Genomic DNA, 22477 nt, shown 5'->3' on the forward strand with positions numbered 1-22477 from the left:
AACGCGAATGCCCCGCCGATCCGCATGGATCGACGGGGCATTCGCTTAACGCATCAGCGGCAGAACCGGTCAGGACAGAACCAGCTGGTCTGCGTCCTCGCTGACACCGACGTTCACGGTGTCTCCGTCCTGGACTTTGCCGGCCAGGAGCAGTTTGGCGAGCTGGTCGCCGATCGACTGCTGGACGAGTCGACGCAGTGGCCGAGCGCCGTACAGCGGGTCGTAGCCGCGCACCGCGAGCCACATCCGAGCCGCCCCGTTCACCTCGAGGGTGAGTCGACGCGCGGCCAGACGCTTCTGCAGCTGCTCGAGCTGGATGTCCACGATGTGCTCCAACTGCTCTTCGGAGAGCGAGTCGAAGATGACCACGTCGTCGAGACGGTTGATGAACTCGGGCTTGAACGCGTGGCGTACCGCGTCCATGACCTGCTCGCGTGTTCCACCGGATCCCAGGTTGGAGGTCAGGATCAGGATGGTGTTGCGGAAGTCCACCGTGCGGCCTTGACCGTCGGTGAGTCGGCCTTCGTCGAGCACTGCGAGCAGGACGTCGAATACGTCGGGGTGTGCCTTTTCGACCTCGTCGAAGAGGACCACCGAGTACGGGCGTCGCCGAACTGCTTCGGTGAGCTGGCCGCCGGCTTCGTAACCGACGTATCCCGGAGGGGCACCGACGAGTCGGGCCACCGAGTGCTTCTCACCGTATTCGCTCATGTCGATGCGGATCATCGCGCGCTCGTCGTCGAAGAGGAAGTCCGCCAAGGCTTTGGCGAGCTCCGTCTTACCGACGCCGGTCGGGCCGAGGAACAGGAAGGAACCGGTAGGCCGATTGGGGTCGGCAACACCTGCTCGGGCGCGGCGAACCGCATCCGAGACCGCGACGACGGCATCAGTCTGTCCGACGACGCGCTTGCCGAGTTCGGACTCCATTCGGAGCAGCTTCTCGGTTTCGCCTTCCAGCATTCGGCCGGCCGGAATGCCGGTCCAGGCTGCGACCACGTCTGCGACGTCGTCCGGCCCGACCTCTTCCTTGAGCATCACGTCGCCGTCGGAGGCGGCGCCGGAAGCCTCTGCTGCGGCTTCCAGTTCCTTCTCCAACGCGGGGATGCGGCCGTAGCGCAGCTCGGCTGCCTTGCCCAGATCGCCGTCACGCTCAGCGCGTTCGGACTCTCCTCGCAGGGATTCGAGCTGTTCCTTGAGCACCCGCACCGAGTCGATGGCCTGCTTCTCGTTCTGCCAGCGAGTACTGAGCTGACTGAGCTTCTCGCGGTCGTCGGCAAGTTCTTGGCGCAACTTTTCGAGCCGCGCCTTCGACGCGTCGTCGGTTTCCTTCTCGAGTGCCACTTCCTCGATCTCGAGTCGGCGGACGGTACGTTCCACCTCGTCGATCTCGACGGGACGCGAGTCGATCTCCATACGCAGACGCGATGCGGCTTCGTCGACGAGGTCGATGGCCTTGTCCGGCAGGAACCGCGACGTGATGTAGCGGTCGGACAGCGAAGCGGCTGCTACCAGCGCGGAGTCGGTGATGCGCACGCCGTGGTGCACTTCGTAGCGCTCCTTGAGGCCGCGCAGGATGCCGACGGTGTCCTCGACCGAGGGCTCACCGACGAGTACCTGCTGGAAGCGACGCTCGAGTGCGGCGTCCTTCTCGATGTACTTGCGGTATTCCTCGAGCGTGGTGGCACCGACCAGCCGCAGCTCACCACGGGCGAGCATCGGCTTGATCATGTTGCCTGCGTCCATCGCGGATTCACCGGTGGCTCCGGCGCCGACGATGGTGTGCAGCTCGTCGATGAAGGTGATGACCTGTCCGGCGCTGTTCTTGATGTCGTCGAGAACTGCCTTGAGGCGCTCCTCGAATTCACCGCGATACTTGGCACCGGCCACCATGGACCCGAGGTCCAGGGAGATGACGGTCTTTCCGCGCAGCGATTCCGGGACGTCACCCGCGACGATGCGTTGGGCAAGGCCCTCCACGATCGCGGTTTTGCCGACGCCTGGCTCACCGATGAGTACCGGGTTGTTCTTGGTACGACGCGAGAGCACCTGCACAACGCGTCGAATCTCGGTGTCGCGGCCGATCACCGGGTCGAGCTTGCCGCTGCGTGCGGCTTCGGTGAGGTCGGTGGAGTACTTTTCCAGCGCTTGGTAGGTGCCTTCCGGCTCCGGGCTGGTGACACGCGCGCTCCCGCGAACTGTGGTGAACGCCTCACGCAGTGCAATTGGTGTCGCACCGTGATTCTTCAGCAGGGTCGCGACGTCGGAATCACCGTCGGCAAGTCCGTACAGCACATGCTCGGTGGAGACGTACTCGTCGTCCATCTCGGTGGCGAGGTGCTGCGCGGAGGTCAGCGCCGCGAGTGCTTCACGCCCGAGCTGGGGCGTCGAGCTCGCACCGGTGGTTTTCGGCAGACGATCCACCATGCTCTGAGCTTCGCGATGCACGACGGTGGGATCGACGCCCACTGCTTTGAGCAGCGGGCCGGCGATGCCGTCGGTTTGGTCGAGGAGTGCGACCAGCAGGTGTGCCGGTCGAATGTCGGGGTTACCCGCCGACGACGCCGACTGCAGTGCAGCCGTCATCGCAGCCTGGGTCTTGGTTGTTGGTGTGAACGAGTCCACTTGTCACCTTTCTGGCCGGGCTCCGGTCGCCACAAGCGCGTCGAAGTCGAAGTTGTGGGCCGCTCCGGGTGGTGGTGCGGCCGTGTCAATATGCTCAACGCGGACAAACTTGAGTCTATTCCGCTCAAGTTTGATTTGGCCAGGCGGGTTCGCCATCGTTTGTAACAATTCGAGCCGTACTAGAATTGGGACGAGAGTTGCAGCTGTTGCGAAAGGGGTGTCGATTGGATCCGACGGTGATCGCCCGCCTGCAATCCAGCCTCGACGCTCTGGCCGACGACGACGACTCTCGCGCCCACTTTTCAGCTCTGTTCTACACGGCCCTCTTTGCCGAACATCCTCTGTACCGCTCATTGTTCCCGGCCGGGATGGAATCCCAAGGCCACAGGTTTGTCACCGCTATCGAATTTGTCGTGAAGAACCTGCCGCAGCAGCGCAGGATCCGGAAATTCCTGACTCAACTCGGCCTCGACCATCGTCGCTACGGTGTCGAACGCGAGCACTACCGGGCTGCCGGAGTTGCGATGAGGCGCGCCGTGAAGTCGATGCACGGGACCAGCGCCCACAGCCGGTACAAGTGGACACCCGAACTCGAAGAAGCCTGGTCCGAGTTCACCGAGTTCGTCGTGAGCACGATGGCGGAAGGCGCCGAGTCCGATACCACCCCGGCGCTGTGGGGCGGAACCGTCGTCAGCCACGAACGCGTGCTCGACGATCTTGCGATAGTGCGCCTCGAAACCGACCCGCCCATTCCGTACGGCGCTGGTCAGTACGTCGGGGTGCAGGTACCCCAACGCCCCCGAATGTGGCGGTACTATTCCCCCGCCATTCCGACCAATCCCTTCGGCCAACTCGAGTTCCATGTCCGCAAGGTCTCGGGCGGCTGGGTGAGCCCGGCAATCGTCACTGAGACCAATGTGGGCGACCAATGGGTCATGTCCACTCCGCTCGGCGGACTCGAGGTGGATTTCACGCACGACCGCGACGTCCTGATGATCGGTTCGGGCACCGGGATCGCGCCGCTGCGCGCTCAGGTGATGGAAATGTCTCAGCGAGCGCAGAATCCGCGTGTTCATCTTTTTGTCGGCGGACGCTACCCGTGTGATCTCTACGATCTCGAGACCTTGTGGCACATTTCGCTCAGCAACCCGTGGCTGACCGTCGTACCGGTGTCCGAGGAAGCCGAGAATCCGTGGTGGCACAGCGGGCCGGCACTCGAGCCGCCATTCGGTATGCATTCACGCCTGACCGGCCCTATCGGTCGGGTCGTTGCGCGGTTCGGTTCGTGGGCGGACCGTCAGATCCAGATCTCGGGGTCACCGTCGATGATCAAGACCACGATCTACGCGTTGCGGGCCGGTGGCACTCCGATCGACCAGATCCTGCACGACCCGCTCTACTGACTTTCAGGAGACATCCATGACTTCACGATCCTGGACCAGCACTGTCGTCGAACATCACCGCCTGCGTGAGGATCTGGCCGTGGTTCGCCTGATCGGCGACGTCGTACCGTTCCGGCCGGGTCAGTACGTGGATGTGAGCGTGCCGCAGAATGCCCGCTTGCTTCGCCGGCTGTCCCCCGCTCTGCCACCGTCGCAGGACGGGAAGCTCGAGTTCCACGTCAAGACGGTTCCCGGCGGTTGGGTGAGCGGTGCGATAGTCAAGGACACTCAACCCGGCGACATCTGGACGATCATCGATCCGCGCGGCAATCTTGCCGTCGACGAGAACGGTCCGCCCGTCATCATGATCGCGGGCGGAACCGGTTTGGCGCCGATGCGGTCGATCATCCTCGATCTGGCCCAGTCGCCGAATCCGCCGCTGGTCTACCTGTTTTTCGGCGGTCGAACGCTTCGCGATCTGTACGCGGCGGACATGCTGTGGATACTCGCCCACGAACTGCCGTGGCTGCAACCGATTCCCGTCGTCGAAGATCTCACGGACGCCGGCCCACCCGACGGCTGGGCCGAAAGGCTCGGCGTCGACATCGGTTTCGGCGAGGATCATCTGGTGGAGGGAACGCTTGCCGACGTCGTCTCGTCGTACGGGGCCTTCACCGAGCACCAGGTGTTGGTGTGTGGGTCGGCTGCGATGGTGCGTTCGACGCGAGATCGGCTGATTGCGACGGGCACGCCGGCCGAGGCCATAAGCTTCGACCCTTACTGACGGTCAGTACGTGGGATCACTGCGGACGGTCGCGGCGTCGATGCCGACGGCCCGGAGCCGGAATTTGGTGCTGTTCACGACGGATTCGTTGCCGACGACTTGAATGTCGCATCCCGCCCAGTTCCCGAACGATGTGACGACCTTGCCGACTTTTCCGGTCATGCGCTTCGGCATTCCGATCGGTGACAGCGGTTCGGTCTCGGTGTGCCACCACGGATTGGTGTCGTCTTCCGAGACCGGGACGATGGTGAGCCAGGGATGTCGCTCGGCGAGGGCCCACAGATGTGGGAGGTCGTACAGATCGCACGGATGCGCACCGGAGTAGAACAAGTGAACCTTGCGAGTATTGCCGCGACGGATCAGTTCCAGAATCTGTGCGCGCAGCGGTGCAACGCCGGTTCCCGACGCGATCATCAGGAGGTCTTTGGTGTTCTCCGGAATTCCGAGGCCGCCGATCGGTGACCCGATCACCCAGATGTCTCCGACGGTGGTCTGCGTGACCATTGCGGGGCTGACCCAGCCGCCGGTTACCTGACGGATGTGGAACTCGATGATTCCCGATCCGTCCGGCGGATTGGCCGGGGAAAGGTATCGCCACATCCGGGGCCGCGCGCCAACCTGCACACTGACGTATTGACCGGGTCGGTAGTCCATGGGCTGATCGAGTTGGAGTCGCACGATCGCGACTCCTCTGATCGCGGTGCGCGTCTCGATTACCGTGGCGCTCCAGGCGGGCGGTCCGTCTTCTGCGTTTGCCGCGTCCATCATGGCTGCGGAGATGACAGCCAAGGCGTTGCGCCAGGCGCTGTCGACCTCGTCGGTCCACATCTCGGCGCCGCCGAACAGCTCGAAGGCTTCGATCATCGAATTGCCGACGGCTTGGTAATGCTCGTCCGTTACACCGTATTTGCGATGATCGCGGCCCAATTGCGCGAGATATTCAAGAATTTCGTCGGTCTCGTCGAGTCGTTCGACAACGTAAGCTATCGCCGTGAACAGACGGTCACGCTGCACGTCCATTGCAGCCGGAAAGAACTCGCGTGTCTCCGGCGAGCGCGCGAACAGCAGCGAATAGAAGGTCCGGGCAAGCCGCTCCGGGCCGCCTTCTTCAGCGACGATGGACTTGAAGCTCGACCGGACCAGAGAAATTGCTTGCGAATCCACGCTTATCCTCGTCCCGATTTTTCGCGGCAGACCAGCCGCAAACTTTCCGAGGGGAGCTTATGTCACAAATGTCCAACTCGTAAATGTTTGGCCGTATATGTCACACGTCACGTCGATTTTTTCGGTACGCCCGTCCCTTTTTCGCCGGGGGGTGCAAAATAAGCAAGGGTTTCGACACGCTCGACAGTTGAGCTAACGTCCAGCGAAATCCGAACCAGCCAAACAGGAGTCGTGCCGTGGATATTGTTCGACCGGATGCATTGCCAACAGGTAGCGCTCCTTCAACTCCGCTCGCATCACATCCTCCGGTGCCTACCGATCTTCAACGCCGCGAACTCGAGTGCGTGGAGTTCTTCGACTCTCCGGAACTGAGCCACCTGCCGACGTCGAGAAGACACGAAGCGCTGCGGGAACTGCATCGGACCGGAACGTACACCCACACCGCCGAAGAACTTCTGGTCGGAGCCAAACTCGCGTGGCGCAACCACGCACGGTGCGTCGGACGCGCACATTGGCGCACCCTCAAGCTCATCGACGCCCGCGATGCCGTCACCGCATACGCACTGGCGGAAGCCTGTTGGGAACACCTGCGACTCTCGACCAACGGCGGCGCACTCCAGTCCGTCGTCACCGTCGGACCACTTCCCCGCGAGGACGGGCAGGAGTACCGCATCCTCAGCCCGCAACTGATCCGCTACGCCGGCTACCGGCAGCCGGACGGCACAATTCTGGGCGACCCGTGGCACGTCGACCTGACAGAACAGGTTACGTCGATGGGATGGAAGGGCGCCGGAACGCCGTTCGACGTTCTACCCCTGCTCATTTCGGTTCCGGACGAACCACTGCAGTACTTCGACGTGCCTGCAGACCTTGTCCTCGAGGTACCCATCGAGCATCCCGACTACCCATGGTTCGCTGACCTGGGCCTTAAATGGCACGCCGTTCCGGCAGTCTCGGACATGAATCTCGATATCGGCGGAATCGTCTACCCCTGCACTCCGTTCAGCGGTTGGTACGTCAGTACCGAAGTGGGCGCCCGCAACTTCAGCGACACCGATCGCTACAACATGCTTCCCGCCGTGGCATCGCATTTGGAACTCGATACGAGCCACGACCGCACTCTGTGGAAGGACCGTGCTCTGGTCGAATTGAACCGCGCAGTTATTCACAGCTATCGCAAGGCCGGCGTCATCATGGTCGACCACCACACTGTCGCAAAACAATTCATCGACCACATCGCGCGCGAAGAGAAGGCGGGACGCAAGTGCCCGACGGACTGGTCCTGGGTGAACCCGCCGATGTCCAGTTCTCTCACTCCGACGTTCCATCGCCTCTACGACGAGCCAGATCTCTCGATCCGCCCCAACTTCGTGACGAAGAAAAAGGGCACCGACCAAGGTCGATGCCCCTTCCACACGTGATCACGCTCAGAACGGGATCTGCCCCAACGCAACTCCGACCACGAGCATCGTGATCGAGATGAGGCCGGCTCGCCACAGGACCTTCTTGTGGTGATCCGCCAAAGACACACCGGCTAACGTCACGAGCAGCAGAATCGCCGGGACCAGCGGGCTCTGCATGTGTACTGCCTGCCCGGTGATCGACGCCCGAGCCATCTCCACCGGCTCGATTCCGTACTGCGCCGCCGTCTCCGACAGCACCGGCAGTACGCCGAAGTAGAAGGCGTCGTTGGTCATGAAGAACGTGAGCGGAATGCTCAGGACGCCGGTGATGACGGCCAGGTGGGAGCCCATCGCGTCGGGAATGACCTGCAGGAGCCATTCGGCCATTGCCTCGACCATGCCGGTGCCCTGAAAAACGCCGGTCAGCACAGCTGCCGCTAACACCATCGCGACAACGGACACGATGCTCGCCGAGTGCCGGGCAATCGCCTCACCCTGATCCTTGACGGCCGGGAAGTTCACCGCGAGAGCGATCGATGACGCGATCATGAACAGCACCGGGATGGGCAGCACATCCATGACGAGAACAACCAGAAGGACAGTCGTCAGCGCGGCGTTGAACCACAGGAGCTTCGGCCGCAAAGTATCCCGCTTGGGGTCGAGGCCGTCGATGAAGCGTCCGGTGTCGCCGCCGTCGTCACTGTCGTCGGCGTTGCCACTGTTATCGCTGTCGGCGCTGGAAGTTCCTCCGTTTCCGACCTTTTCGAGGATGCGTTCAGAAGTGAGGACCAAAGTCCCGATCCGGCGACGCTCCATGATCCCGAGATGAACCGAAAACCCGAGCACCATGATCAATCCGACGATCAGCGACGGCACCATCGGAACAAAGACATCGGACGGCGAAAGTCCCAAGGCGCTGGCGGCCCGGACGGTAGGACCGCCCCACGGAATGATGTTCATCGTCGCGTTGGACAGCCCGGCGACCACTGTCAGCACAACCGGACTGACTCCGAGTTTGAGGTAGAGCGGCAACATCGCGGACGTCACGATGATGAACGTCGTGGAACCGTCGCCGTCGAGGGAGACCACCATCGCCAGAACTGCGGTGCCGACCACCAAGCGCATCGGATCGTCACGCACCAACCGGAGAATGAACTTCACGAGCGGATCGAACAACCCGACGTCGATCATGATGCCGAAGAAGATGATCGCGAAGAACAACAGCGCCGCGGTGGGGGCAAGCGATTTGATGCCGTCGGTGATCATGTCGCCGATCCCGAGGCCCGCTCCGGCAAGTAATCCGAAGGCCACGGGAACCAGTGTCAGTCCCACCACCGGTGTTGCACGTTTGGTGAGGATGAGAAACATGAACACCGCAACCATGAGGAAGCCGAGTGTGACGAGCATGGTGAGCTCCTTTGCGTACGGAACGAGGAGAAGAAGGCACAGCAAATCCAGCTGATGTCCTACTGAGGGTGAAACGAAACTTCTGTGTTGACGCCCTACCGGTCCAAAGTCGCAGCAACAAACCGGGATTGATCTTGCAGGAACTCGGAGAACTCGGGTTCGGTGAGAACTGCACTGTTCCAACCGTTTCGGCGGGAAAGCTCGTTCCATCGCGGGCTGGCCGTCAAGTCCGTCACCAGCGTCTGCAGACGCAGTCGCTGATCGTCGGTCAGCCCCGGCGGCGCCATGAGGCCTCGCCAGTTCGTGAAGGTGACGTCGACGCCCAGTTCAGCCAAGGTGGGCGCGTCCACCGCCGGCGAGCGCTGCGGTGAACTGACCGCAAGAACCCGAACCGTTCCTGCCGCAATCTGATCCAGGTATTCACCGAGACCGGTTGCCGCGACATCGACCTGCCCGGTCAATAGCGCTGGTAGCAGTTCACCGCCGCCATCGTACGTGCGCGACGGGGACAGCGACGGATCGACGCCGACGGCCCGCGCCAGGAGAAGCCGGAACAGCCCGTCCGGTCCGCCTTCGCTCGAACCCCCGCCTATCGAGATCGACGACGGGTCTTGGGTCCACGCCGATGTCAGATCCGCCAGGGTTGTGAACGGCGAATCTGCCGGAACCAGAACAGCTTCCGGTTCGTCCATCAACCGTGCGATCGGGGTCGCGTCGGCAAGCGAGTGCTGGGACGGCAGAATCTCCACGGATCCGAGCACACCGAGCCCCATCACCATGAGGAGATCGGGGTTACCCCGTTCGAGAACCAACCGGTTGAGTCCGACGATGCCACCCGATCCGGGCAGAACCACGACGTCGGCGGTGGCGGTTCCCTCGTCGGCAAGGGCTTGCACCATGGTTCGGGCGGTCAGGTCGTAACCGCCACCGGCAACCGACGGCACCAGGATGCGCAATTCCTCGGAACTGGCTCCTGCCTGGCCACCAGCGAGGAAGGACTCGATCGGAGTGCATCCGATCGCCGCCGCGAGAGCCATCGCGCAAGCAGCCAGCAGGGCGATATGCCGGCACAGCCGCGTCGATGCACTCATGATGTTGTCCTTTCCTGCCTGGTTCGATGTGTGAACAGATTTCATACTGGCGCACTTTGTGACTGGAGTCACCATTGGGAACGCAAAGTGCTTTGTGCTCATTGTGCTCACAAACAGCCACTTTCCCGGCGCCCGACTACCGCGCTATGGTCTGGCAGGTGTCCACAGGAAACGCGCAGGCCGAACGCATACCGCTGCGCGCTCGCTTCCGTCGTCGACGACAGACATTGGCGACACAGCTACTCGAACTGCAACTCCTGATCGTCGTGGCGGTTCTTCTCTGCGTGACCGCACTCTCGCTTGCGCAGTCGTCGGCGAGTTTCCAGCGCGAGGAGGGGCGCCGCGCACTCTCGGCAGCAGAGTCGCTTGCCGCCAATCCGGCAGTGCGAGAACTACTCCCCGGGGCTCAGACCCGTATCCGCTCGGGGCTGCAGGGATCTGTCGACTCGGTGCGCGCAATCTCCGGCGTCACGTACGTGTCCCTTGCCGATCGAGAGGGCACCGTTGTCATTTCCACCCGCCCCGGCGATGTCGGCACTGCCCTGCCGCAGACTCAGGGCCGGTCCGAGACGGGACTGGTCGACACGTCCTCCGGCAAGGCCGTCGAAGCGCAGGTTCCGATTCTCGGCAACGAGGGTTCAATCATCGGCAGCGCCGTAGTCGGGATCGAGTACCCGTCGATCTGGACCCGCCTACTGCAGTCGGCGCCGAACCTCCTGGTGTATCTCGCAGTTGCTTCGGTGATCGGCGCAGTCGGCTCGATCCTGTTGGCCCGCAGGGTCAAACGGCAGACGCTCGGCATGGAACCCGGCGAGATCCTCGATCTTGTCCGCCACCGCGAGGCAATGCTGCGCGGCCTCAAGGAGGGAGTCATCGCCTTCGACGCGCAGGGGCGTGTAGTGCTGATGAGCGAGAGCGCCCACCAACTTCTCGACATCGCCTACGGCAGCGCGGGCAAATCCGTCCGAGATCTAGGACTCGACGATCGCTTGCAGAGCGTTCTGACCTCCGGGACAACGGAATCCGATCAGTTGGTTCTGGTCGGCGATCGGCTGCTAGTTCTCAACACCGTGCTCATCGAGTCCAAAGGCCGCACCATCGGGTCGGTCACCACGTTCCGCGATCGCACCGAATTGCGGGCTGTGGAGGAAGAACTCGACGTCACCAAAACCAGCACCGACGCACTGCGCGCTCACATTCACGAGTTCGACAATCAACTGCACACCATTTCCGGTCTCATACAATTGGGCGAATACGACGAAGTTGTCGGCTACGTCGAAGGGTTGAACATGGAGCGGGCGCAGATCAGCGCGGCTGTCACCGACAAGATCGCCGATGTGGGCACCGCCGCTCTTGTCATTGCCAAGATCGGCGCGGCGGCACAGGGGTTGGTGACCGTCGACCTGTCTGCCGATTCACATCTGGGCACTCTCGAACGCGCGCTCGGACGCGATGTGGCGACGGTGGTCGGAAACCTCGTCGACAATGCCGTCGATGCCGTCGCTGAAATGTCGGAGACGGAGCGGCGCACGGTTCGATTGTCCATTCGCAGCTCGGGCGCCTCCGTCGAAGTGCGTGTCGAGGACGCCGGCCCCGGTGTCGCGCCCGAAAATCGAGAGCGGGTGTTCAGCCAGGGCTGGAGCACCAAGGGACAATCGAGCGACGGTCACGGATTCGGGTTGGCGTTGGTGCGGCTGACATGTCGGCGGCGCGGCGGTGACGTCTCCGTGAGCACCCGCGCGGCGGAGGGTCTCGAGTGGACCGTCTTCACCGCAGTCCTACATGACGGAGAGAGCGCATGATCCGAGTTCTGGTAGTCGACGACGACTTCATGGTCGCGCGTGTGCACAGCGGATTTGTCTCGCGGATAGACGGTTTCGAGGTATGCGGTGTTGCGCACTCCGCCGAGGCCGCGCTGGCTGCCGTCGGAGACCTGGTTCCCGATCTGGTGCTTCTCGACGTCCACCTGCCCGGAACAACAGGACTCGATCTGATCGCTCCGTTCCGGGAACTGGTGCCCGAACTCGACGTTCTGGTGATCACCAGCGAGCGCGAGGCAGGCTCGGTGAAGAAGGCACTACGCAGCGGGGTCGTGCATTATCTGATGAAGCCGTTCACATTCGACGTTCTCCGTGACCGTCTCGAGCGGTACCGATCGACGTACGCGAACCTCGACAGCGCGGGTGAAGCCGAGCAGACCGCCGTCGACGAAGCGTTCGGTGTAGCCGGCGTAGTGGCAGCACCCCTGCCGAAGGGCCTGAGTCCCGAGACCCTGCAGTTGGTCGAGACCGCACTGCGCGGAGAAGCGGAACCTGCCTCGGCGACAGACATTTCCGAACGCGTCGGCATCTCGCGGGCAAGCGCGCGTCGCTACCTCGAGCACCTGTGCGCGAGCGGGCAGTCCACCACGTCCCTGAAGTACGGAGTGGTGGGCCGCCCGGAACGACGCTACGTCTGGAAACGCTGAGACCTGGAAACGCTGAGGTCGGAAACGCTGAGGTCGGAGACGCTGAGGTCTGGGCTACTGATTCGGATCGTATCCCGGTACCGAGGATAACGTCTCGAAGGTGCGCGCCCTCCCCCATTCCACGTGCGAGTAAGCAACTGCCGCAGCTAGTTCGACGTCGGCGTTGGCAATGGCTTCGACCAAGGCGACGTGCTCGCCGTGACGCTTGGCTGGATCCCGTTCCATGTTTGCCACGTTCAGTCGCTCGCTACGTTCTCGCAACGGTTCGGTGATGGTCACGTAGAGCGTGTTGCCTGCCAGCGCTTCGATTCCCTTGTGCACCTGCCCACTCGAGAAATGGAATGCGTCGAGATCACCGACGTCCAAGGCGGCGCCTGCCCGTTCGAGCGCCCCGAGCAACAACGACGCGTCCGCGCCACGCACCACCGCTGCGGCCGCTTTTCTTGCGATCAACGGTTCGAGCGCCGATCGGATGTCGTACAGTTCGTCGACTCCGCTGCGCGTGACAAAGGTGACCACTGCCGGACGACGCTTCGACAGCTTCACCAAACCGGCGGCTTCCAGTAGTGGAAGCGCCTCACGGATCGGAACCCGGGAAACGTCGAGTTCTGCGCTGATGTCACGTTCAGGTAGCGGCTCTCCAGCGCGCAAGCGACCGTCGAGAATCCGCGCCCGGATTTCGTCGAACACAACACGTGACAGGCTTTCCGGTCTCTCTGGTGCGCCCACGTGGTTACGACTCCTCTTTCGTTGATGTTCCCTCACACGATATCCAGCACCCCAACTCAGCGTTCTTGGTATACCAATTCCCCTCTGTGCTCCATATAGGTACCCGCGGCCAACTCCGCCGGACGGTCCAGTTTCGTTGAATATACGCACTTGGAAACACAATCTTTACCGCCAAGCAATCGCATCGCCGAAATCTGGACATAGATTCCTGACCGAGCTCAGGTATACCAATCAACCCATTCTTACCGTCCTTGAACAACGAAAGGCACCGCAATGGTGACTGTTGATCCACACATGAAACCGCACGGCGAAACACCCATCGAACGCACCAGCCTCAGCAACCAGATCGAGGCGTCGTACAGCAGGATCGGCATCACCTCCGCCCATATCGGCATCGTCGCGATGGTCTTGTTCGGTGTCTTCTTCGACGCGATCGAGCAGAACACCGTTGGTATCGCTGGTCCGGCCCTCAAGGAACAGTGGGGAATCGGTGGAACCCAGATCGGTCTGCTGAACACCGCGACGTTCACCGCAGTCGCATTGGGCCGCCTGCTTGCCGGGGCGTTGATGGACCGCTTCGGACGCCGAACCCTGCTCGGAGCCAACCTGTTGGTGTTTGCCGTCGGTTCGTTGCTGTGTGCGCTGGCACCGAATTACGAAGTCCTCGTTGGCGCGCGGTTCTTGGTCGGACTGGGCCTGGGCGGCGAAATCGCCACTGCTGTGATCATGCTGTCCGAGTTCTTCTCGGCAAAGCACCGCGGCACCGCTGTCGGCCTGATCAACGTTGCCGCAGCAGGTTTGGGAAATATGCTTGCCCCATTGTTCGGAGTCATTGTCTTTGCCATCTTCTCCGGCGACAACGCGTGGCGCTGGCTCTTCGGTGTGCTGATCCTGCCGGCCCTAGCAGTTGTCGTCTATCGGCGGGCTTTGCCGGAAACACCTCGCTATCTTGCCGCGACCGGACGGATCGACGAAGCAAACATCGTGATCAATCGCCTTGCGCAGGGCAAACTTCGGGGCGAAATCGAGGTTCAGGAGCAGTACCTCGTCGACGCGTCGACGGCTGCAGAAGTCACCACTACCACGACCATGCGGTGGACCGAGATGTTCGGGAAGCGGTTCCGCCGCGCAACACTCTCACTGGGCACTGCAGTCTGCATGTCCTACGCGGCTCAGATCTCGATGCTGACCTTGATCCCCGTCATTCTCACCGAGCGCGGCATGTCGATCACCAGCGCCCTCTGGTACACGCTGGTCATGCAGACCGGTTCATTGGTGGGTGCGCTGACAGCGGCCATGATCGCGCGTCGGCTACCTCGTAAAGTCACGCTGACCGCGGCGGCGATCTTCGGTGTCGTCGCAGGTCTGGGGTTCGGGTTCTTTGCAGTCAATATGCCGCTGGTCCTCATCTTCGGAGCACTGTTCAACTTCTGCGTCATCGTCCTCAACACCACCATCTGGCTGTTTGCGCCGGAGCAGTACCCCACCCGCATCCGCGGCCTGGCCACGTCGGTCATCCTCGCCCTTGGTTCACTGTCCGGCGGGTTGTTCCCGTTGATCGCCGGTGCGGTTCTCGATTCATCCGGTGTCGGAGCCATGTTCGCGATGCTCGCCGGCTTGTTCGCAGTCTGCGCCATCGCCGTTCAGTTCCCCAAGGAAACCGTGGGTCAGCCCATGCCGGAGGATGACTGATCATGTCCACCGATACCGATCGCCGTCGCACCATCCTGCTCGTCAATCCGAACACCAACGCAGACACCACCGATCGCATGGTAGCCAAAGCCAACACGGTATTGACCGGCACGGGTTTCCGCACGGTCGGTGTCACTGCGGCGCGCGGTCCGAAGATGATCGTCGAACCGCAGGCTTTGGAAGACTCGGCGCGGTGGGCGGTCGACGCAGCGATGGTGGGTATCGATCGGTATCGACCGGTCGCGGTGATCGTCAGCGCGTTCGGCGATCCCGGCGCCGACGAATTACGTTCTCGCGTCGAGATCCCCGTGATCGGCATCGGACAGGCCTCGATACTGGAAGCCGCGCAAGACGGTCGACGATTCGCCATCGCCACCACCACGGGACTGCTCGCGGACGCGATGAACGACCTTGTCCAGTGGTATTGCCCGACAGGGGATTATGCCGGACTGTGGTTGACCGAAGGCGATCCCCTGACCCTGGCGCAAGACACAACTGCCAGTGTCAGCCAGTTGGGGAGCGCGATCGACGGTGCAGTCGCGGCGGGCGCGCGAGCCGTGGTGATCGGCGGCGGACCGTTGAGCGAACCCGCACAAGTGCTCTCGCTGCGCACCGACGCCACGGTGATCGAACCTATTCCAAGCGCAGTCCGGAAAGCGCTGGCGGAGTTCAGGGTGTCGGAGTGCAGTGCAACTCGAAGCTGACACAGGTTTTGCGAAGTGAGCAGCCCTTGCATCCTGCTGCAGGGGCTGCTCACTCGAGGAAAACTGTGCTCACTCCTACTGCCAGCTCACTCCTACTGCCAGCTCACTCCTACGACTACACAGCGCGGTCGCTGGTCTCCCAGTACTGCGCACGCAGAGCCTTTTTGTCGAGCTTGCCGAGCGGTGTCAGCGGCAGGCTGTCCACGAAGTCGATGCTCTTGGGCGCGTGTACTGATCCCTTGGCCGCCTTCACCCGCTCGACCAGCTCTTCGGTACTGACGGTGAGCCCGCCGCGCAAAACCACGCACGCCTTGACGGCTTCGCCCCACTTGTCGTCCGGCACACCCACCACGGCCACGGACGCGACGGACGGGTGCGCGGAGATCACGTCCTCGATCTCTCGCGGGAACACGTTGAAACCGCCGGTCACGATCATGTCCTTCTTGCGATCGACGATGGACAGGAACCCGTCGACGTCCTTGCGCGCGATGTCGCCGGTGTGCAGCCAGCCACCGCGGAAGGCTTCTGCAGTCTCGGCGGGCTTCTTCCAGTACCCCTTCATGACCAAAGGACCTCGGACGCAGATCTCACCGAGTTCGCCCTGCGGCACCTCGTTCAGATCGTCGTCGAGCAGCCGGACGTCGAGCCACGGCACCGGGCGGCCACACGTGGCAAGTCGGACCGGGTCGTCGGCGAGGTGCTCTTCCTTGCGGAGCACCGAGATGGTCATGCCGCACTCACTCTGACCGTAGAACTGGAAGAAGATCTGACCGAACTTCTTGATGCCTTCCTGCAAGCGGGCCGGTGACATCGCGGATGCACCGTAGAAGAGCGTCTGCAGACTCGAGACGTCCCGCTTCTCGAAATCCGGATGGTCCATGAGCATGTAGATCATGGTGGGCACCAACATGGTTGCCGTGATCTTGTACTTTTCGATCGCTTCGAGAACTGCTCCGGGCTCGAAGGCGGGCAGCACGATCAGCGCGCCGCCGCGCAGGAGCGTCGGAGTGAAGAACGCGGCACCGGCATGGGACAGCGGCGTGCAGATGAGGAAGCGATTCTCCTCGGGCCACTGCCATTCCGACATCTGGATCTGGTTGAGCGCCGCGCCCGAACGGAACGACCCGATAACACCTTTCGGCTTTCCGGTTGTGCCGCCGGTGTACACCATGCTGCTGGCGTCCTCGGCGTCGACGTGCGCGGCTTTGAGCGGCTTCGGCTCGAAAGTTGCCGCGAGAGCCAGAATGTCGATGCCGATCTCCGACGGGCCCATCGACAGGATCGTGGTCAACGACGGCGACGACGCCTTCAACTCGGCGGCCCTGTCCTCGAAAGCGTTGGGGTCGAAGATGAGGGTCTCGATCTCGGCGTCGTCGACGATGTACTTGTGGTCGTCGAGTGAGCCCATCGGATTGAGAGCGCTGGCGCGACAGCCGGTGATCATGGTGGCGCCCATGCTGATGAGTACTTCGGGTCGATTCTTGGAGAGCATCGCCGTGCTGGTGCCCTGGGTGATTCCGAGCGACGCGAGTGCCTGGGCGAAGCAGCTGATCTGATCGCGCATCTGTCCGCCGGTGAGAACAACGTCGCCGATGTACAGCGCCGGCTTGTCGTGGTTCCGTTCGAGGGCGGTGATGAGCAGGTCCGGACCGTAAATCGGTCGGTGGAGGTCAGCAAACTCGTCTGTCATCTGGTCTTCCTTCTGCTTGGCCTGCCGTCATCGAGATGTGCTCCCGGTCACGAATACGTTATCCACAATCGCACAAAACTGGAACAGGTTCCAGAGGGGCCTCCGTCCCCTGTGCGCCTTTCTGGTAGGCCCGACTACCAAAAAGGCGCACAGGGCCGAAGGCCCTACTGCACCGCAAATGCAATCCGCGCGAGATCCGCTTCCGTTTCGCGCGGCGGCAGATCATCCAGATCGACCCGAACGGATCGCACCGTCCCTACAAAACGATCTCGGTCGGTGTAGTCGGAACTGATTGCGACGCCGTGGCATCGCCCGATTGTCAGCAGGCCGGTTCCGCCGATGTAGAACGGTGTCGTCCGCTCGATCCGATCCGACGCAACAACGGCGCCGTCCACCAGAAGCACGATCTGCGCGCCGGAGCCCAATCCGTCGCCCTCGTAGTGCAGTTCCATCCGCAGGTCGTGATGGCCGGGTTCGATCACCACCCGGCTACGAACGTGCTGCACATGCAGATCGGCGACGTTGTTGCAGTACGTCAGGGCGCCGTCGTGCACATACAGACTCCATCCGCCGTCGGCGCGAGCACCCTGAGCCACGACAACGCCGGTTCGCCCCGCCTCCGACAGCTCGACGTTCGCCGTGATCGCGTGCGAACGATTGAACAGTTTGGGTGCCGCGTCCGGCAGCAAGGGTGGCATCGACCCGGGATAGGTGTGCGAACTCGGCGCCGGCTTCACCGACCCCTTGCGCATCCTCTGCATGCGAGTGTTGTCGAGCAGGACCTGGTTTCGGACCGCCTCGCGTTCGAATACCGCTTGAAGCTCGGCAAGTTTGTCCGGCCGGGTCGACGCCAGGTCGGCGGCCTCGGTCCAGTCGGTATTCGTGTCGTACAGCTCCCACACATCGTCTTCGAATGGCTTGTCACCGGATGCCGCCTGCATCGGTACGCGGTGAGCGGTACACGCCACCCACCCCTCGTGGTAGATCCCGCGGTTGCCGAATACTTCGAAATACTGCGTGGTTCGCCGATCGGGCGCCGACGGGTCGTTCAAGCTGTAGAGCATCGACACTCCGTCCATCGGCTGCTGCGCCACGCCGCCGACAGTCTCTGGCTGCGCAATTCCCGCAGCCTCGAGAACTGTGGGAACGACGTCGGACACGAAGTGCCATTGCTCGCGAATCTCGCCACCCGAGTCGATGCCGGACGGCCAGTGCACGATCAACGGATTTCGCGTGCCGCCGTAATGCGACGCGACCTGCTTCACCCACTGGTAGGGCGTATCCATCGCCAGCGCCCACCCGATCGGATATTGCGGAGCTGTGGTCGGTCCACCCAATTCCGCACTCTTGTCGATGATCCGCGCCGACGTGTCCTTCAGGCCGTTGAACAGGATGCCCTCGTTGGCGGTGCCGAGCATGCCGCCTTCACCGGCCGCACCGTTGTCGCCGAGAATGTAGAAAACCAAGGTGTTTTCGAGCGCGGCCATGTCGTCGAGTGCGTCGATCACCCGTCCGACCTGAGCGTCGGTGTGCTCGGCAAAACCTGCGTACAGTTCCATGAGCAATTCCGCCGCGCGACGGTCTTCGTCGCTCATCGAATCCCACTGGGGAATGAAATCCAGCCACGCCGTCAGCTGTCCGTCTTCCGGTACGACGCCCAACTCGTGCTGGCGTGCCACGGTGATGTCGCGCTGACGGTTCCACCCGTGCGCGAACTTCCCGGCGTATTTGTCTCGCCACTGCGCCGGGACCTGAAGGGGTGAATGTGTCGCTCCCAGAGCCAGATACGTGAAGAAGGGTTTGTCCGGCGCGGCCGCCTGCTGGTGGCCCACCCAGTCGATCAGGCGATCGGCGAGATCTTCGGAGAGGTGGTAGCCCTCCTCCGGACCTGCTGGGGCGTCAACCGGGGTGATGCCGTTGTAGAGAGCCGGGTAGTACTGGTCGGTGGATCCGCCGAGAAATCCGTAGAAGTGCTCGAACCCCTCCCCGGTTGGCCAACGATCGAACGGTCCGGCCGGTCCCGTCTCGACACCCGGAGTTTGGTGCCATTTTCCGAATGCTGCTGTGTTGTATCCGTTCTCACGCAGAGTCATCGCGAGCGTTGCGGCACTGTCTGGCCTTGTGCAGTTGTATCCGGGGTCTGTGCTCTCGAAGTTGGTGACAGTACCGAACCCCACCGCGTGTGGATTTCGGCCGGTCAGCAGCGACGCTCTGGTCGGCGAACATAGTGCGGTGGTGTGAAACCTGTTGTACTTCAAGCCGTGATCTGCGAGCCGCTGCGCCGTGGGCATGTCGATCGGCCCACCGAACGGCGAGGTGGCTCCGAATCCCATGTCATCGACCAAGACGATCAGTACGTTAGGTGCCTTGTTCGTCATAGCAGTACCTTTCAGTTCCGGCCGTCGAAAAGTGCGTCCGGACGTAGTTTTCCGGTCAGAACCTGGGCCCGCTTTGCGGCCAGACGGTCGAACGAATCGGGGTGCGTGAGTATCCAGAACTCTTCCTGCGCAACACCGTCGAAGTAGATTTTGGCCGCCTCCGCGGGCGACATACCCTCTCTGATGTTCTCGCGCCAGAACTCGGTGTCCGACCCGGACTGCGGGCGCACCGCGACGTCCTCGAAAATCCTGGTGGCAACCTGTCCCGGACTGAATACCGAGACGCGGATCTGCGGAAACTGTTCGGCACATTCGAGATACAGGCTTTCGGTGAGCGCCTGCACGCCGTGCTTCGAGGCCGCGTACGCCGTCATCTTCGGTGTGATCGCCACACCGCCGACCGAGACGGTGTTGACGACGTGGGAAGGCCGCGGGTCGGCTCCCATTCTGGGGACGAACGAGCGGATGCCGTGAAAAACCCCGGTCAGGTTGACGTCGATGACGCGGCGCCATTCGTCCGCCGGAATGTCCCACGTGAACCCGACGGATTCGAGGCCTGCATTGTTGGCCAGGAGTGTCACGGCACCGAACTCCGCGAAGGCCGCGTCGGCCAGTGCGTCCACATCTGCGGCGACGGTGACATCGGTCGGGACGGTCAGCACGTGGGCTCCGTCTGCCCGAAGATCGGTCGCCACAGCCTCGAGGCGCTCGGCGGAGATGTCCGCCAGGACGACATTCATTCCGAGGTTGACAGCTTCGCGGGCCAGACCCTCGCCGATTCCACTTCCGGCTCCCGTGATCACTGCTGTTCCGTCGCGCAATTCTTCGAGTTTCATCACATTCCCTTCGCAACCTGCAGTGACGCGTTGCTCTGCCGAATTTTCGGGTGACACTATTCGGCCTACAGCCCGCTCGACAGAGGATCTCCCGCACGGTGGAACGAGCGCAATACCACCAGAAACTGATGTCTCGCCCACCGAAACCGCGGCTACGTCCCAGCCGCACTACAGGGCACTTCTGCACATATTCCCGATCAGCGGGAGCAAATGCTGTGGTAGCCGCGATGGTCACTAGCGTTGCCATCACCCACTCGAACGGCCGACTGGCCGGGGGAAACGGAGGTTATCGTGACTGCAATGCTTGTCGACGAGAATCCCTTGGCGCACGCGGTGCTGCCGACATTTTCGACGCTGTACGACGCATCCGCCGGCTTGATCGACGCGTCGACAGACGAACAGGATGTGGTGTTCTTCGGCCCGCCACGCCCCACGGACACTGTTGTGGGAAGTATCCGTTCACTCGAACGAATCCCGTCCACCGACGGCGGCCCGTCGCGGATCGCCCGGACCATCGACTACCGCGACGTGTACGGGCACTTGGTTGCCGAGGTGTACGCGTCGGGAATCGCCTGCGACATCAAAGGTCCTGTCGCCGCGAGCACTTCGTCCGCGCTGGCCGCGCACGTCGACGCCTCGTTCGATGCCGACAGCGTCCGTCGATTCCGCACCCGAATCTTCGTCTCGGATGCCTCGCGTCTCACGTTTACCCGCACTGCCGTCGCCCGGTATCTCAAGGATTCGGAGTATGTTTCCGATTTCATCGTGAGTGCAACCGATGACGCAGGCGTAACCGCGGGCAGGGCGTGGGTCACCGTGGCGGAGACTGCTCACTCGGATCGGTAAGTTCCACCGAGCGGGATCAGGCAGCAACCGGGCGATTCTCCGGTGATTGAGTGGCTCCATGTCGGCCATTGCATTCACTCTGTCCTCACGTACGTCACCGATAACCGTCGCTGACTACCGCGAACGTGCCCGCAAAGCACTGCCCGCGATGATCTGGGCGTATGTCGACGGCGGCGCCGAGGACGAGCTGACGCTGCGCGCCAACGTCGATGATTTCGACAAGTGGGCGCTTCGCTCCCGGGTTTTGACCGGAAACGAAGGTCAAGGGCTGTCCGCCAAAGTGGGGAACACAGCGCTCGATCTCCCGGTTTTCCTCTCTCCCACCGGAATGACCGGACTGATCCAGTGGACCGGTGAACGAGCTGCCGCTCGGGCAGCCGAACGCGTTGGCACGCGAGCGGTTATCTCGACGGCATCCAGTTACACAGTGGAGGAGATCGCGGACGCCACCTCCGAGAACCACTTCTTCCAGCTTTACCCGTGGACCAGCATCCGCACCGGGGAATCCTTGGCGAAGAAATTCATCGACCGCGCACACCACGCCGGGTACAGCGCGTTGTTCGTGACGGTTGACGTTCCGGTGACCGGAAACCGGGAGGGAGAACGTAAGAAAGGCATGGGGATTCCGCCCACTCTCTCGCCGTCCCGCGTCCTCGACGCGGCCCGCAAACCCCGCTGGGCCTACAACTTCCTCAAACACCAGCGAATCTCGTCGCGCATGTTGGTCGACGAGCGAGGCGCCGCCGCCGCAGTGCGATCGGCGCAGAAGCAGGTCAGTCTCCTGCGACCGGAACTGTGCTGGGACGACTTGGCGAAGATCCGCGATCTGTGGGACGGTCCGATGTACGTCAAAGGCATTCTCGATCCGGATGATGCCGCTGCTGCTGTCCGACTGGGTGCCGACGGAATTGTCGTGTCGAATCACGGTGGACGCCAACTCGACAGCGCGCTCTCGAGCATCGAAGCACTGCCTGCGGTGGTTGATCGAGTGGGCGGATCCGGCGGTGTTCCCGTCTACCTGGACGGCGGCATTCGTCGTGGCAGCGATGTGGTGAAGGCACTTGCACTCGGCGCGACCGCGGTCGGAATCGGCCGACCGTACGTCTATGGACTGGCGGTTGGCGGTGAGGACGGCGTCGCGCACGTTCTCGAGATTTTCCGCGAGGAGATCGCTCGGACTCTGACGCTCATGGGCGTACGTGACATCGCCGAACTCGATCGCTCCCACATGATGCGACGCGGGGCGAGTTTCCGGTCCCAAGAGTAAGTGTTCCATCCAGCG

17 protein-coding genes are annotated in these 22477 nt (G+C 62.5%); 9 read left to right on the top strand and 8 right to left on the bottom strand.

What is annotated here, in order from left to right; genetic code table 11:
• Window positions 1-69: 69 nt before the first annotated feature.
• Entirely contained in the window at window positions 70-2622 is a 2553-nt protein-coding gene (gene clpB / locus KYT97_RS11605; RefSeq protein ID WP_033235677.1) for an ATP-dependent chaperone ClpB, read from the bottom strand.
• 224 nt (window positions 2623-2846) lie between these two features.
• On the opposite strand from clpB, the gene KYT97_RS11610 reads away from it, so the two are divergent.
• The gene (locus KYT97_RS11610; RefSeq protein ID WP_233364085.1) at window positions 2847-4025 is read left to right on the top strand and encodes an FAD-binding oxidoreductase; all 1179 of its coding nucleotides are present in this window, start codon (window positions 2847-2849) and stop codon (window positions 4023-4025) included.
• 16 nt (window positions 4026-4041) lie between these two features.
• Window positions 4042-4788 carry an FAD-binding oxidoreductase gene (locus KYT97_RS11615; protein WP_045064105.1) on the top strand — a complete coding sequence of 249 codons (747 nt, stop codon included), beginning with the start codon at window positions 4042-4044 and terminating at the stop codon, window positions 4786-4788.
• Window positions 4789-4791: 3 nt separating this feature from the next.
• Here KYT97_RS11615 and KYT97_RS11620 read toward each other — a convergent pair whose 3' ends face one another.
• Window positions 4792-5952, bottom strand: a complete 1161-nt coding sequence (locus KYT97_RS11620; RefSeq protein ID WP_033235679.1) for a globin domain-containing protein — start codon at window positions 5950-5952, stop codon at window positions 4792-4794.
• Between the two features lie 236 nt (window positions 5953-6188).
• On the opposite strand from KYT97_RS11620, the gene KYT97_RS11625 reads away from it, so the two are divergent.
• On the top strand, window positions 6189-7373 hold the full coding sequence (locus tag KYT97_RS11625) for a nitric oxide synthase oxygenase (protein WP_172936391.1): 1185 nt from the start codon (window positions 6189-6191) through the stop codon (window positions 7371-7373).
• A gap of 6 nt (window positions 7374-7379) precedes the next feature.
• Here the strand turns inward: KYT97_RS11625 and KYT97_RS11630 are convergent, their stop codons facing one another.
• Window positions 7380-8762 (bottom strand): CitMHS family transporter, encoded by a 1383-nt coding sequence (locus tag KYT97_RS11630; RefSeq protein ID WP_219112285.1) that lies wholly within the window; start codon window positions 8760-8762, stop codon window positions 7380-7382.
• 95 nt (window positions 8763-8857) lie between these two features.
• Window positions 8858-9898: a tripartite tricarboxylate transporter substrate binding protein gene (locus KYT97_RS11635; RefSeq protein WP_219112286.1), complete on the bottom strand. Its 1041-nt coding sequence runs from the start codon at window positions 9896-9898 to the stop codon at window positions 8858-8860.
• Between the two features lie 113 nt (window positions 9899-10011).
• Between KYT97_RS11635 and KYT97_RS11640 the strand changes: the two genes are divergently transcribed.
• The gene (locus KYT97_RS11640; RefSeq protein WP_245006082.1) at window positions 10012-11655 is read left to right on the top strand and encodes a sensor histidine kinase; all 1644 of its coding nucleotides are present in this window, start codon (window positions 10012-10014) and stop codon (window positions 11653-11655) included.
• Window positions 11652-12320, top strand: coding sequence for a response regulator (locus tag KYT97_RS11645; protein WP_033235681.1), 669 nt, complete (start codon window positions 11652-11654; stop codon window positions 12318-12320). The genes KYT97_RS11640 and KYT97_RS11645 overlap by 4 nt, the downstream gene beginning before the upstream one ends.
• 54 nt (window positions 12321-12374) lie before the next feature.
• On the opposite strand, the gene KYT97_RS11650 is transcribed toward KYT97_RS11645, so the two are convergent.
• Window positions 12375-13049 (bottom strand): GntR family transcriptional regulator, encoded by a 675-nt coding sequence (locus tag KYT97_RS11650; RefSeq protein ID WP_095886829.1) that lies wholly within the window; start codon window positions 13047-13049, stop codon window positions 12375-12377.
• A 273-nt stretch (window positions 13050-13322) separates the two neighbouring features.
• On the opposite strand from KYT97_RS11650, the gene KYT97_RS11655 reads away from it, so the two are divergent.
• Together KYT97_RS11655 and KYT97_RS11660 are read left to right on the top strand one after the other, a co-directional pair.
• Window positions 13323-14741: an MFS transporter gene (locus KYT97_RS11655; protein WP_219112288.1), complete on the top strand. Its 1419-nt coding sequence runs from the start codon at window positions 13323-13325 to the stop codon at window positions 14739-14741.
• A 2-nt stretch (window positions 14742-14743) separates the two neighbouring features.
• Window positions 14744-15445, top strand: a complete 702-nt coding sequence (locus KYT97_RS11660; protein WP_219112290.1) for an aspartate/glutamate racemase family protein — start codon at window positions 14744-14746, stop codon at window positions 15443-15445.
• A gap of 115 nt (window positions 15446-15560) precedes the next feature.
• Here KYT97_RS11660 and KYT97_RS11665 read toward each other — a convergent pair whose 3' ends face one another.
• The 3 genes from KYT97_RS11665 to KYT97_RS11675 all read right to left on the bottom strand — a co-directional run bounded on the left by KYT97_RS11665 (window position 15561) and on the right by KYT97_RS11675 (window position 20349).
• A complete protein-coding gene (locus tag KYT97_RS11665) occupies window positions 15561-17135 on the bottom strand; it encodes an AMP-binding protein (protein ID WP_033235685.1) in 1575 nt (524 codons plus the stop codon).
• A 164-nt stretch (window positions 17136-17299) separates the two neighbouring features.
• Window positions 17300-19513 carry an arylsulfatase gene (locus tag KYT97_RS11670; protein ID WP_219112292.1) on the bottom strand — a complete coding sequence of 738 codons (2214 nt, stop codon included), beginning with the start codon at window positions 19511-19513 and terminating at the stop codon, window positions 17300-17302.
• 11 nt (window positions 19514-19524) lie between these two features.
• On the bottom strand, window positions 19525-20349 hold the full coding sequence (locus tag KYT97_RS11675; RefSeq protein WP_219112293.1) for an SDR family NAD(P)-dependent oxidoreductase: 825 nt from the start codon (window positions 20347-20349) through the stop codon (window positions 19525-19527).
• Between the two features lie 291 nt (window positions 20350-20640).
• Here KYT97_RS11675 and KYT97_RS11680 point away from each other — a divergent pair, with 291 nt between their 5' ends.
• Window positions 20641-21195 carry a hypothetical protein gene (locus KYT97_RS11680; RefSeq protein ID WP_106939692.1) on the top strand — a complete coding sequence of 185 codons (555 nt, stop codon included), beginning with the start codon at window positions 20641-20643 and terminating at the stop codon, window positions 21193-21195.
• A 58-nt stretch (window positions 21196-21253) separates the two neighbouring features.
• Entirely contained in the window at window positions 21254-22462 is a 1209-nt protein-coding gene (locus KYT97_RS11685) for an alpha-hydroxy acid oxidase (protein WP_219112295.1), read from the top strand.
• Window positions 22463-22477: the final 15 nt, after the last annotated feature.

Source organism: Rhodococcus globerulus, assembly GCF_019334125.1.
GTDB classification, from domain to species: domain Bacteria; phylum Actinomycetota; class Actinomycetes; order Mycobacteriales; family Mycobacteriaceae; genus Rhodococcus_F; species Rhodococcus_F globerula.